Below are 12248 nucleotides of genomic sequence, written 5' to 3'. Positions count from 1 at the left end.
TGGTCGAGTGACCGCAGGTCCGCGACCGCAGGTCGCCGGGTCGCCGGAGCCGCCCGGCGGCCCCGGCGCGTGTCCGTCAACCGCCGCCGCACGCCGGCGGCGTCCGTTCCTTCACCCCCCGGCCCCGTCCGCCGCCGGCGTCAGGCTCCCGTGCAGGCGCAGCCGCGCTATCCCCCCGTCCGGGTGGATGTCGATGCGCGCATGGGTGCCGACCGCCGCCGTGGTCAGCACGAAGCGGTGGTTGGTGTCCGGCTGGAGGCGGGTGCGGGGCAGGATCTCGCTCCAGGCGCCGGTGGCCCCGTCCCGTACCGACACCGCCGCCCAGCCCGCCGCGTTGCCCTTCAGGTACGCCGTGTCGATCTCCACCGCGCGGATCTCGCCGCGGCCCGCGAGCGCGTAGCGGATCCAGTCGTGGCCGGTGTCCCGGCGGCGGCGTGTCTCCCAGCCGTCGTCCATCTGCCGCGACCGGCCCGGCCGGATGGTGTTGACGGGCGGGGAGTAGAAACGGTCCGAGGCGTCCTCGACGCGGCCGCCGTGCTCCAGCGCGACGAGGTCGAAGGTGCCGAGCGCCGCCAGCCACGCCGGGTCCGGGACGACCTCACCGTGGACGCGCAGGCGCGCGATGCCACCGTCGGGGTGCTGGCGCAGCCGCAGATGCGTCAGCCGCCGCCCCCCGGCGACCGCGAAGCCGTTCGCGGCGTGGCCGCCGATCGCCGTGCGGGGCACCAGTTCGATCCAGCGCACACCTTCCGCGAGCAGCGCCTCCGGCGCCGGCGCGCCGGGGACTTCCGCACCCTCGACGCTCACGGACTGCGGGTGGTTGCCGCGGAAGTGGGCGGTGTCGACGACGATGCCGCGTATGAGGCCGGGGGCGCCGAGACGTACCAGCGCCCAGTCGTGGTCGTCCGCGGCCGGGTGCGGGGCGTCGGCGGTGGCGCCGCGGCGGCGCCTGGTCTCCCAGCCGTCCATGACCTTGCCCTTGTGACCGAACGCCGCCGGGTCGAACTCCGCCCGCTCCGGCCGGAGCAGGTTCTCGCGCGGGGCGAAGAACTCGTCGTTCGCGGCGATCACCGCGCCGCCCAGCCGCCGGTCGGCGAGGTCCGGCAGGGTGGCGAAGGCGAACTCCGCGGTGCGGTAGTCGGCGTAGGGGTCGCCGCCGCCGTACGGGGCGGAGGCGCCGGTGAAGCGGGGGATCTGGGCGGTCATGCCTGCTGCTGCCTTTCGTCCCGGTCGGTACGGCCGAGGAGCCGGCCGCGGGGTTCGGTGTGGACGCCGCCGTGGTGGATGCGGCGGCCGCGGAGCCAGGTGGCGCGTACCACGCCGGTCAGCCTGCGGCCCGCGTACGCGGTGACGCGGTTCTTGTGCTCCAGGCCCGCCGGGTCGACGGTGAAGGCCGCGTCGGGGTCGAGGACGGCGAAGTCCGCGTCGCGGCCCGGCTCGATGGCGCCCTTGGCGGTGAGCCCGGCGAGCCGGGCGGGGCCCGCGGCCATCCAGCGGGCGACCTCGGCGAGCCCGTGGCCGCGGCGGCGCGCCTCGGTCCAGACGGCGGGCAGGCCGAGTTGGAGGGAGGAGATGCCGCCCCAGGCGGTGGCGAAGTCGCCGGTCTTCAGCTCGGCGGTGGCCGGGGAGTGGTCGGAGACGACGCAGTCGATCGTGCCGTCGGCGAGGCCGGCCCACAGCAGGTCCCGGTTGCCGGCCTCCCGTATGGGCGGGCAGCACTTGAACTCGGTGGCGCCGTCCGGGATCTCCTCCGCGGTGAGGGTGAGGAAGTGCGGGCAGGTCTCGGCGGTGACGGGCAGCCCGGCGCGGCGGGCGGCGGCCAGGGCGGGCAGCGCGTCGGCGGAGGAGAGGTGGAGGACGTGGACGCGGGTGCCGTGGCGCTCGGCGAGCGCGACGACCCGGGCGACGGCCCGGTTCTCGGCGGCACGCGGCCGGGAGGCGAGGAAGCCGGCGTAGTCGCGGCCGGGGACGGGCGGGGCGCCGTCGAGCACCTCGGGGTCCTCGGCGTGGACGACGAGCAGCGCGCCGAGGCGGGCGGCCTCGGCGGCGGCCTGCTCCAGGTCCGTACCGGCGAGCCGCGGGAACTCCTCGACGCCGGACGGGGAGAGGAAGCACTTGAAGCCGAAGACGCCGGCGGCGTACAGCGGCGCGAGGTCGGCGGTGTTGCCGGGGATCGCGCCGCCCCAGAAGCCGACGTCGACGTGCGCCCGGGGCCGGGCCACGGCCTGCTTGACGGCGAGCGCACCGGCGTCGGTGGTCGGCGGGAGGCTGTTGAGCGGCATGTCGATCAGTGTGGTGACGCCGCCGGCGGCGGCGGCCCGGGTGGCGGTGGCGAAGCCCTCCCACTCGGTGCGGCCGGGGTCGTTGACGTGCACGTGGGTGTCGACGAGGCCGGGCAGCAGCACGTCGTCGCCGCAGTCCTCGGCGCGGGCGCCGGGCGGCAGGGCCGTGTCGTACGGCAGCACGGAGGCGATCCGGCCGCCGGTGACCGCGACGGCGGCGGGCCGCTCGCCCGCGGGGGTGACGACGCGGCGTGAGCGCAGCACCAGTTCGGCGTCCGGCACCCGGTCTCCTCTCGGCGGCCCACTACTTCAACGTTCTGTTGAAATGCACTGTCGTCGCGGGTGCCCGCCCCCGTCAAGGGCCGGTCCGCGGGCGGTTCGACGGATTCCACATGCTGAAAGCCGGATTCCGGACCGTTAAGCTGCGGTCGCACCCGAGGGAAGGAACCGCGACCGTGCCCCGCAGCACCGATGAGCCCAGGCCGCCCGCCGGCGGCGGCGTGCAGTCCCTGGAGCGCGCCTTCGACCTGCTGGAACGGATGGCCGACGCGGGCGGCGAGGTGGGGCTGAGCGAGCTGGCCGGCAGCAGCGGGCTGCCGCTGCCGACCATCCACCGCCTCATGCGCACCCTGGTCGCCACCGGTTACGTACGCCAGCAGCCCAACCGCCGCTACGCGCTGGGGCCGCGGCTGATCCGGCTCGGCGAGAGCGCGTCCCGGCTGCTGGGCACCTGGGCGCGGCCGCATCTGGCGCGGCTGGTGGAGGAGACAGGCGAGACCGCGAACATGGCGCTGCTCGACGGCGACGAGGCCGTGTACGTCGCGCAGGTGCCCTCGCGGCACTCGATGCGGATGTTCACCGAGGTCGGGCGGCGGGTGCTGCCGCACTCGACCGGGGTGGGCAAGGCGCTGCTGGCGCACCTGCCGGACGAGGAGGTACGGGGCCTGCTGGCCCGTACCGGTATGCCGGCGGCGACCGAGAAGACGATCACCTCGCCGGACGTCTTCCTCAAGGCGCTGGCGGCCGTCCGCGCGGACGGCTACGCGGTGGACGACAACGAGCAGGAGATGGGCGTGCGCTGCCTGGCCGTCGCGGTGCCGGACGCGCCGACGGCGGCGGCGGTCTCGATCTCCGGCCCCGCGGGCCGGGTGACGGAGGAGGCGACGGAGCGGATCGTGCCGGTGCTGCAGGAGGTCGCGCGCAAGCTGTCGGCGGCCCTGACGGACGCGGCCCACGGCGCGGACTGAGCACGCGGCGGGTCGGCTCGATCGCGACGCGACACACCACCGGGAACAGGGACTTCAGATGAACGCGACCGCCGGATCCCCCGGCCGGACCCCCGCCGTCGCCGGGCTGCTGCTCGCCGCGGGCGCGGGGCGGCGGCTCGGCGGGCGGCCCAAGGCGCTGCTGCCGGCCGGGCCGGACGGGCGGCCGCTGGTGGAGCGGGCGGCGGAAGCGCTGCGGGCGGCGGGCTGCGCGCCGGTGCACGTGGTGCTGGGGGCGGCGGAGGAGGCGGTACGGGCCGGGGCGCGGCTGTCCGGCTGCGTACCGGTGCCGAACCCTGACTGGGAGTCGGGCATGGGCTCGTCGCTGCGCGCCGGGCTGGCGTCGCTGGAGCCGACGGCCGCCGCGGCGGCGGTGGTGCTGCTGGTGGACCAGCCGCGCATCGGGTCCGCCGCGGTCGCCCGTGTGGCCGCCGCGTACGCCGAACAGGGCGCCGAGTTGGCCGCGGCCACGTACGACGGGGTGCGCGGCCACCCCGTGCTGCTGGGCCGCCGGCGCTGGCCGGAGGTCGCGGCGGGCGCCACCGGCGACCGGGGCGCCCGCGACGTGCTGGCCCGCGCCGCGCGCCGCGGCGAGCTGGCGCTGGTGGAGTGCGGCGACGTCGCGGCACCCGACGACATCGACACGCCCGCGGATCTGGCGCTGCTCGACGAGCCGTGGGCAGGCCGGCACTGAGCGCCACCGGCCCCGTACCGAAAAGCCTCTCGACGTCAACAGACCGTTGAACTTCCGGGATAAGGAAACTATTCTCCACAGGCCAGAAGGGTTCGGAATTCGCTTCCGGCCGCCCACGCCACGTTCCGCTGCGCCCGGCACGCCGTGCCGCCAAGGAGTGACAGCCATGTCCGCAGTCGTCGCCGCCGCCGAGCCCGCGCCCCGCCAGGACGACGTCCTCACCGGGGCCGCCCTCGCCTTCCTCGGCGAGCTCCACCGCCGGTTCACCCCCCGCCGCGACGAACTCCTCGCCCGCCGCGCCGAACGCCGCGCCGGCATCGCCCGCACCGCCACCCTCGACTTCCTCCCCGAGACCGCGGACGTCCGCGCCGACGGCACCTGGCGCGTCGCCCCCGCCCCGCCCGCGCTGCAGGACCGCCGGGTGGAGATCACCGGCCCCACCGACCGCAAGATGACGATCAACGCCCTCAACTCCGGCGCGCGGGTCTGGCTCGCCGACTTCGAGGACGCCTCCGCGCCCACCTGGGAGAACGTCATCGGCGGCCAGGCCAACCTCATCGACGCCTACGAGCGCCGCATCGACTTCACCGACCCCGCCTCCGGCAAGTCCTACGCCCTTCGGCCCGCCGCGGAACTGGCGACCGTCGTCACCCGGCCGCGCGGCTGGCACCTGGACGAGCGCCACCTCACCGTCGACGGCCGGCCCGTGCCCGGCGCGCTGGTCGACTTCGGGCTCTACTTCTTCCACAACGCCCGGCGGCTGCTCGACCTCGGCAAGGGCCCGTACTTCTACCTGCCGAAGACCGAGTCGCACCTCGAAGCGCGCCTTTGGAACGAGGTGTTCGTCTTCGCCCAGGACTACTGCGGCATCCCGCAGGGCACGGTGCGGGCCACCGTCCTGATCGAGACCATCACCGCCGCGTACGAGATGGAGGAGATCCTCTACGAGCTGCGCGACCACGCCTCCGGTCTCAACGCCGGCCGCTGGGACTACCTCTTCTCCATCGTGAAGAACTTCCGCGACGGCGGCGCGAAGTTCGTGCTCCCCGACCGCAACGCGGTCACCATGACGGCCCCGTTCATGCGCGCGTACACCGAACTCCTCGTCCGCACCTGCCACAAGCGCGGCGCGCACGCGATCGGCGGCATGGCCGCCTTCATCCCCTCCCGGCGGGACCCCGAGGTCAACAAGACGGCGTTCGAGAAGGTCAAGGCGGACAAGGACCGCGAGGCGCACGACGGCTTCGACGGCTCCTGGGTCGCCCACCCGGACCTGGTCCCGATCGCCCTGGAGTCGTTCGACGCGGTGCTCGGGGAGCGGCCGCACCAGAAGGACCGGCTGCGCGAGGACGTGTCCGTGGCCGCCGCCGACCTGATCGCCGTCGACTCGCTGGACGCGCGGCCGACGTACCCGGGACTGGTCAACGCCGTGCAGGTGGGCATCCGTTACATCGAGGCGTGGCTGCGGGGCGTGGGCGCGGTGGCCATCTTCAACCTCATGGAGGACGCCGCCACCGCCGAGATCTCGCGGTCCCAGATCTGGCAGTGGATCAACGCGGGCGTCGTCTTCGACGACGGCCGGCGGGTGACGGAGGAACTGGTGCGGCGGATCGCGGCGGACGACCTCGCGGGCATCCGCGCGGAGCTGGGGTCCGAGGCGTTCGCGGCAGGGCGGTGGCAGCAGGCGCACGACCTGCTGCTGCAGGTCTCGCTGGACGCGGACTACGCGGACTTCCTGACGCAGCCCGCATACGAACTGCTGGACTGACGCGGGCACTGCGGCCGCCGGACCCCTCTGGCGGAGCGGGGGGCGTACGTGGTCGCATGCTGCCATGACCGACGAGACGTACGACTCCCCCGACTCCGGCGGTGCCTCCGGCGCCGCCCGCGCTGCCGTCGCCGGCCGCTTCCGCGGCCTGCTCGACGACCTCGACCGGACCTCGGGGACGGCGGTCGCGGACGCCGCCACCCTGATCCTGGACGCCGTCGCCGCGGGCGGCCTGGTGTACGCGGCCGGGGCCGGGCACTCGCTGGCGATGGTCTGCGAGACGTTCTACCGGGCGGGCGGGCTGGCCTGCGTACGGCCCGTGTGGGACCCGGAGATCCTGCCGCTGAACGGCGCGACGGCCAGCACCGCCGCGGAGCGGCGGCCGGGTTCCGGGCGGGCGACGGTGGAGCGGGTGAAGCCGGGGCCGCAGGACGTGGTGGTGGTCTTCTCCACCAGCGGCCGCAACCCGTATCCGGTGGAGATCGCGCAGGAGTGCATGGCGCGGGGGGTGCCGGTGGTCGCGGTGACGTCGATGCCGGCGTCGGCGAGCGCGACGGCGCGGTCCAGCACGCGGCTGGCGGACCACGCGACGGTGGTGCTGGACACGCGCGTACCGCCGGGCGACGTGGTGCACCCGCCGGAGTCGCCGCACACGGCGGCGGTGTCGACGGTGCTGGGGGCGTATACGTGGGCGCTGCTGCTGGCGGAGCTGGACGAGCGGGCGGCGGTGCGGGGGGTGGAGCTGCCCCGGTGGGTGAGTGCGAACGTCCCGGGCGGGGACGAGGCGAATCGGCGCAACTTCACGCGCTACGGGGGCCGCATCCCGGAGCTGTAACGGGGTCGGCGGGGGGGCGGGGGGTCGTGCCCCCTCCGCCCCCGGTCCCGGCCGGGGCCGTCCCCCCGGCCGGGAGTCCGTGGCGCCCTCAGTCCCCCGACGCCAGCCGTGCCAGCCTTCTCGCCTGTTCCCCCGTCGTCCCCGCCACCGACTCCTCGTCGACCGTGACCAGCCGGCCCTCCTCCACCACCGGCTTCCCGTCGACCAGCGACAGCGTCACCGGCGCCGGTGCGCCCAGGGCCAGGGCCGCCACCGGGTCCGCGATCGACGCGTGTGCCAGGCCGTCGAGTTTCCACAGGACCAGGTCCGCCAGCTTGCCCGGCTCCAGGGAGCCGATCGCCTCCGCCCGGCCCAGGACCTGGGCGCCGCCGTAGGTGGCCAGGCGGAGGGCCTGGCGGGCCGTCAGGGCCTTCTCCCTGTGCGCGCCCAGCCTGTTGATCAGCAGGGCGTTGCGCAGCTCCGTGTGGAGCTCGCCGGACTCGTTGGACGCGCTGCCGTCCACCCCCAGGCCGACCGGGATGCCTGCCGCCAGCATGTCCGGGACGCGGGCGATGCCCGCGGCCAGGCGGGCGTTGGACGACGGGCAGTGGGCGACGCCCGTGCGTGTACGGGCGAAGGCGGCGATGTCGGCGTCGGTCATGTGGACGCAGTGGGCCATCCACACGTCGTCGCCGAGCCAGCCCGTGGACTCGAAGTAGTGCGTCGGGCCCATGCCGAACCGCTCGTGGCAGAACTTCTCCTCCTCCACCGTCTCGCTGCCGTGCGTGTGCAGCCGCACGCCCTTGCGGCGGCCCAGCTCCGCGCCCTCGCGCAGCAGTTCCGTGGAGATGGAGAACGGCGAGCACGGCGCCGCCGCGACCTGCACCATCGCGTCGTACGACGCGTCGTGGTACGCGTCGATCACCGCTTCCGTACCCGCCAGCGCGCCGTCCAGGGTCTCGACGGCGAAGTCCGGGGGCAGGCCGCCGGCCGTCTCGCCGAGGTCCATCGAGCCGCGGGCGAAGGTGAAGCGCAGGCCCGTCTCACCCGCGGCGCGGATGATGGCGCCGGAGAGGTCGCCCGCGCCGCGGGGGTAGACGTAGTGGTGGTCCATCGCGGTGGTCACGCCGCCGCGCGCGAGCATCGCCAGCGAGCCCTGCGCCGCCGCGTGGCACATCGGCTCGTCGATGCGCGCCCAGGTGGGGTAGAGAGCGACGAGCCAGTCGAAGAGGTTGGCGTCCTGGGCGAGACCGCGGGTGAGCCACTGGTAGAAGTGGTGGTGGGTGTTGACGAGTCCGGGCGTGGCCAGATGGCCGGTGGCGTCGATCCGGCGCGTCACGCCGGCGAGTCCGGCCGGTGCGGGGCCCGCGCCCACCGACTCGATCCGGTTGTCCGCGACGACGACGTGCCCGCAGGCGTACTCCGTGCCCGCCGCGTCCACGGTGGCGATCGCGCAGTTCTCGACGACGGTGCGCCGTGCTGCCATGGGTTCCTCGGCTTCCTGGACCGGCCGGTGAGTGGCGGCGGTCAGAGGTTGGTCATGTCGTCGGGGATCCGGGCGTCCGCGCCGTCGCGCAGGACGGTCGCCTCGATCAGACCGTACGGGCGGTCCGCGGCGAAGTAGACGGCGCCGTCGGCGGCGTCGTTCTTCAGCCCGAAGGGCTGCAGGTCGACGCGGAAGTGGTGCTTGTTGGGCAGGGAGAAGCGGATCTCCTCGATCTCCGGGCGGTGTTCGACGACCCGCGCGCCCATGGCGTACAGGCTCTGCTGCAGCGAGAGCGAGTAGGTGCCGGCGAAAGCGGCCAGGAGGTGCCGCACGGTCTGCTCGTACGACTCGTCCCAGGCCGGCGCCGCGGCGCCGGCGCTGCCGGTCCAGCCATGCCGCCACCAGGCGGAGACCTCGGTGGCGAGGATGCGGTCGTAGTCCTCCTGGAGCGTCGTGTACGCGTCCTTGGCGTAGCCCCAGAACTCCGAGGCCGTGGTGTTCATGACCACCAGGTCCTTGAGCCCGCCGAGGACTTCGAAGCGCTCGCCGTCGAAGGTCACCTGGGCGACGCGGGTCTCCCGGCCGCGGCGTACGAAGGAGTGCCGAGTGGGGGTACCCCCGCCAGTGAGGGCGTAGCCGGCGGGGGAGGGGGCGTCGATCCGCTCCCAGGCGTACTCCTCGACGCGGACGCGGGCGCGGTGGATCGCCTCCTGGGTGTCGGTGAAGTGCCGGGCGAGGTGGACCGCGAAGGCCTCGGGCGACTCGATGCCGTACCGCTTGGCGAAGGCGTAGACGGTGTTCTTGGTGGTGTCCGTGGGGAGCACGTGGGTGTTGGTGCCGGAGTAGTGGACCTCGTCCATGTCGCCCGCCAGTGCGACGGAGACGTTGAGGTCGCGGACGTGGTGGGTGTCGCCGTCGCGGGAGACCTTGACCACGCGGGTCTCGGCCTTGCCGTACTGGTTGCGGCCGAGCACCGCCGGGCGCGCGGCGCGGGCGGGCTGGGGGCGGTCTGCCATCTGCTAGCTCCCTCGGTATACGGAGTAGCCGAACGGGGTGAGCAGCAGCGGCACGTGGTAGTGCTCGCCGGGGGCGACGGCGAAGACCACCGCCACCTCCGGGAAGAACGCGCCGCCGTCCCGGTGCGCGGGGGCGTCCTGCCGGTCCTCGGCTCCTTGTTCGCTGAGGTACGGGCCGGTGGCGAAGACCAGCCGTACGCGGGTGGCGCCCGCCGGCAGCGCCGGGAGGTCCCGGACGCGGCCGTCGGCGTCGGTCGCGGAGGCGGCGTGGGCGGTCCAGCCTCCGGTCTCCCCGCCGCCCGTCCCGCCGGTGGTGACGGAGAGTTCGACGGCGACCCCGGCCGCGGGGCGGCCGACGCTGGTGTCCAGGATGTGCGTGGAGACGGACGTGGCGCCGACGCTCATGGTCAGGCTCCTTCTGCTTCGACGAGACGGGTCAGCCGGATACGGTTGATCTTGCCCAGCTCGCCGCGCGCGATCTCCCGCTCCCGCTCCGGCGCGTTGCCGAGGCGCGCGCGCAGCGCGTCGCGCATCCGCCCGGCGCCGAGGCCCGTCGCGCAGATCAGGAAGACGTGCCCGAACCGCTGCCGGTACGCGAGGTTCAGCTCCAGCAGCTCCGCCCGCAGCTCGGCCGGCGCTCCCGCCACGCCCCGCTGCTCGCGCGCCGAGGCCGGGTCGCCGGGCGTCGGGCGGCCGATGGGCGGGTGCCCGGCCATCGCCTCGGCCAGCCCCGCGTCGTCGAGCGCGGCGAGCGCCGCCTCCGCGGCGGCGTACAGCTCTGCGGGGTCCTCGTAGGGACGGCCGGCGGCGACGGCGGCGATCCAGGGGCCCGCCGCGCACACGTCGTGCAGCAGCGCGGCAACGGCCTGCTCACCGGCGGAGTTGAGCCGGGCGAGGCCCGGCGGAACGCGCGAAGTCACAGCCGCAAGCTATGAGCCCCGGCGCATCGCGTCAACAGTTTGTTGAATTTTCCGGGTCAGCCGTCCGCAGGCGGCGGGCCCTGCCGGGCCTCCCTGTTCAGGTAGTTGTAGATGGTGAACCTGCTGACGCCCAGCGCGCCGGCCACCGTCTCCACCCCGTGCCGCACGGAGAACGCGCCGCGGGTCTCCAGGCCCCGTACGACCTGCTGCTTCGCCTTGCGGTCGAGCTGCGCGAGCGGCACGCCGTGGCGGCGCTCCAGCTCCGTGAGCATGTGGTCGAGCGAGTCCGCCAGATGGGGCAGCCGCACCGCCACCGCCGGGCGGCCCTCCCAGGACAGCACGACGTCGTCGCCCGCCGCCGCCTCCGGCGGGACCATCTCCCCGCCCATCGCGTCGACCAGCGGCTTGACCGCGGCGACGAACGGGTGGTCCGCAGGCACGGTCATGCGCTGCCCTCCCCCGGTCCCTCCGGTGCGCCCTCGACGACGCTCACCTGCAGCGAGATCCGGGTGGCGCCGGACGCCAGCGACCTGCGCAGCAGTTCGTCCACCGCGTCGAGCACGACCTCCGCGCCGCCCTCCGCGCTGTTGCCGAACGGGCCGACGTCCACGGCGTCGAGACCCGCCGTCTCCACCAGATCCCGGGCGGCCACCGCATGCGGCGGCGGCTCCTCCAGGTCGAACGGCTCGGTCGTGAACTCCACCCTGAGTCGCATCCGAGCAGCATACGTGCCCGGTCACGGCACCGGCGGCGGCCGGGCGGCGCCGGGGCGCCGCTCCCAGGTGCCCGGGACAGCGGGTTGCCTAGCGTAGCCGCGTGATTCCGGGAGGTAACCCATGACGAGGAACCTGCGGGTGGCTGTCGCCGGCGCCGGGCTCGGCGGGCTCGCCGCCGCGGCGGCGCTCGTCCGGCAGGGCCTGGAGGTCGCCGTCTACGAACAGCGGCCCCGGCTGGTGGAGGACGAGACGGCACTGCACCTCGCGCCCAACGGCACCCGCATCCTGCAGCGCTGGGGCCTGGGCACGCAGTTGCTCGCGCTCGCCGTGCAGCCGGTCGCGTGGGAGTTCCGCGAGTGGAGCGGCTCGCTGACCTGGCGACAGCCGCTCGGCAGAATGGGCCGGGGCGCCTTCGCGGCCCCGTACTGCACACTGCTCACCGACGAGTTGTACGACCTGCTCCTCGCCCGGCTGCCGCAGGAGCGCATCCGGCTGGGCCGCCGGCTGTCCGGCTTCGAGGAGTCGGCGGACGGCGTGGAACTGGAGTTCGCGGACGGGGGCAGCGCGACGGCCGACGTGCTGGTGGGCGCCGACGGCGTGCGCTCGCTGGTGCGCTCCCGGCTGATCGGCACCCCGCGGCGCGTCTACCACGGCACCACCGCCTACAGCGGTGCGCTGCAGGCCGACGACGTGCCGGGGCTGGCCCGCGACCGGGTCACGGTGTGGCTCGGCCCGGATTCGCGCATGGTGGGCGCGCCGGTGTCGGAGGGCGAGCAGATCGGCTTCGTCGCCGTGGTGCCGTCCCGGAGCCGGACGGGCGGGCGGCGCCCGCTGCGCGGCCAACCCGCCGCGCTGGCGGCGGACTTCGGCGGCTGGGCCGCGGACGTCAAGGCGATCACGGCCGCGGCGGGCGGCATCCGGTCGTGGACCCCGTACGACCACGCCCCGCTCAAGCGGTGGGGCAGCGGCCGCGTCACCCTCCTGGGCGACGCCGCGCACCCGATGCTGCCGTACCACGGCCAGGGCGTCAGCCAGTGTCTGGAGGACGCCGTGGCCCTCGCGCACCACCTGGCCACGGCCCCCGCTCCCGAGCAGGCGCTGCGCCGGTACGAGGCGCTGCGGCTGCCCCACACCACCCGGGTGCAGCTCGGCTCGCGCGCGAACGCCTTCCGTCCTGCCGCCGTGCCGGACGTCACCTGGGCGCAGGTCTACGACATCGAGGAACACCTGGCGGGCTGACGGCAGATGAGATCTCCGGCGCCCCGTCTTGGGGGCGGGGCGCCGGGA

13 protein-coding genes are annotated in these 12248 nt (G+C 74.9%); 5 read left to right on the top strand and 8 right to left on the bottom strand.

The genetic code is table 11. The features are described 5' to 3' along the window. Window positions 1-111 precede the first annotated feature (111 nt). Window positions 112-1206, bottom strand: coding sequence for an allantoicase (alc, locus tag ABGA99_RS02220; RefSeq protein ID WP_347575945.1), 1095 nt, complete (start codon window positions 1204-1206; stop codon window positions 112-114). Beyond that, entirely contained in the window at window positions 1203-2564 is a 1362-nt protein-coding gene (allB, locus tag ABGA99_RS02215; protein ID WP_347582045.1) for an allantoinase AllB, read from the bottom strand. Before allB ends, alc begins: the two co-directional genes overlap by 4 nt. A 173-nt stretch (window positions 2565-2737) precedes the next feature. Here allB and ABGA99_RS02210 point away from each other — a divergent pair, with 173 nt between their 5' ends. The 4 genes from ABGA99_RS02210 (at window position 2738) to ABGA99_RS02195 (ending at window position 6844) form a co-directional block, all read left to right on the top strand. Then, window positions 2738-3529, top strand: a complete 792-nt coding sequence (locus ABGA99_RS02210; protein WP_347575947.1) for an IclR family transcriptional regulator — start codon at window positions 2738-2740, stop codon at window positions 3527-3529. 58 nt (window positions 3530-3587) lie between these two features. Then, window positions 3588-4241: an NTP transferase domain-containing protein gene (locus tag ABGA99_RS02205; protein ID WP_347575948.1), complete on the top strand. Its 654-nt coding sequence runs from the start codon at window positions 3588-3590 to the stop codon at window positions 4239-4241. A gap of 166 nt (window positions 4242-4407) precedes the next feature. After that, window positions 4408-6009, top strand: coding sequence for a malate synthase A (gene aceB, locus ABGA99_RS02200; protein ID WP_347582044.1), 1602 nt, complete (start codon window positions 4408-4410; stop codon window positions 6007-6009). A gap of 64 nt (window positions 6010-6073) precedes the next feature. Continuing rightward, window positions 6074-6844 (top strand): SIS domain-containing protein, encoded by a 771-nt coding sequence (locus ABGA99_RS02195; protein ID WP_347575950.1) that lies wholly within the window; start codon window positions 6074-6076, stop codon window positions 6842-6844. Window positions 6845-6932: 88 nt separating this feature from the next. Here ABGA99_RS02195 and ABGA99_RS02190 read toward each other — a convergent pair whose 3' ends face one another. Genes ABGA99_RS02190 through ABGA99_RS02165 form a run of 6 tightly spaced genes read right to left on the bottom strand, consistent with a single transcriptional unit; the run spans window position 6933 to window position 10960 of the window. After that, the gene (locus tag ABGA99_RS02190) at window positions 6933-8309 is read right to left on the bottom strand and encodes an 8-oxoguanine deaminase (RefSeq protein WP_347575951.1); all 1377 of its coding nucleotides are present in this window, start codon (window positions 8307-8309) and stop codon (window positions 6933-6935) included. A gap of 41 nt (window positions 8310-8350) precedes the next feature. Continuing rightward, window positions 8351-9325, bottom strand: coding sequence for a factor-independent urate hydroxylase (pucL, locus tag ABGA99_RS02185; RefSeq protein WP_347582043.1), 975 nt, complete (start codon window positions 9323-9325; stop codon window positions 8351-8353). A gap of 3 nt (window positions 9326-9328) precedes the next feature. Further along, window positions 9329-9730 (bottom strand): hydroxyisourate hydrolase, encoded by a 402-nt coding sequence (uraH, locus tag ABGA99_RS02180; RefSeq protein WP_347582042.1) that lies wholly within the window; start codon window positions 9728-9730, stop codon window positions 9329-9331. Window positions 9731-9732: 2 nt separating this feature from the next. Beyond that, a complete protein-coding gene (gene uraD, locus ABGA99_RS02175) occupies window positions 9733-10245 on the bottom strand; it encodes a 2-oxo-4-hydroxy-4-carboxy-5-ureidoimidazoline decarboxylase (RefSeq protein ID WP_347582041.1) in 513 nt (170 codons plus the stop codon). A gap of 56 nt (window positions 10246-10301) precedes the next feature. Further along, window positions 10302-10691: a helix-turn-helix domain-containing protein gene (locus ABGA99_RS02170; RefSeq protein WP_347575955.1), complete on the bottom strand. Its 390-nt coding sequence runs from the start codon at window positions 10689-10691 to the stop codon at window positions 10302-10304. Beyond that, the gene (locus ABGA99_RS02165) at window positions 10688-10960 is read right to left on the bottom strand and encodes a hypothetical protein (RefSeq protein ID WP_347575956.1); all 273 of its coding nucleotides are present in this window, start codon (window positions 10958-10960) and stop codon (window positions 10688-10690) included. The genes ABGA99_RS02170 and ABGA99_RS02165 overlap by 4 nt, the downstream gene beginning before the upstream one ends. 121 nt (window positions 10961-11081) lie before the next feature. Between ABGA99_RS02165 and ABGA99_RS02160 the strand changes: the two genes are divergently transcribed. Then, complete coding sequence (locus ABGA99_RS02160; protein ID WP_347582040.1) at window positions 11082-12200, top strand: FAD-dependent monooxygenase; 1119 nt, start codon at window positions 11082-11084, stop codon at window positions 12198-12200. Window positions 12201-12248 lie beyond the last annotated feature (48 nt).

Origin of the sequence: Streptomyces sp. B5E4, from assembly GCF_039871555.1 — a bacterium.
Classification (GTDB): Bacteria; Actinomycetota; Actinomycetes; order Streptomycetales; family Streptomycetaceae; genus Streptomyces.
This window is presented reverse-complemented; position numbering and strand designations above follow the sequence as displayed.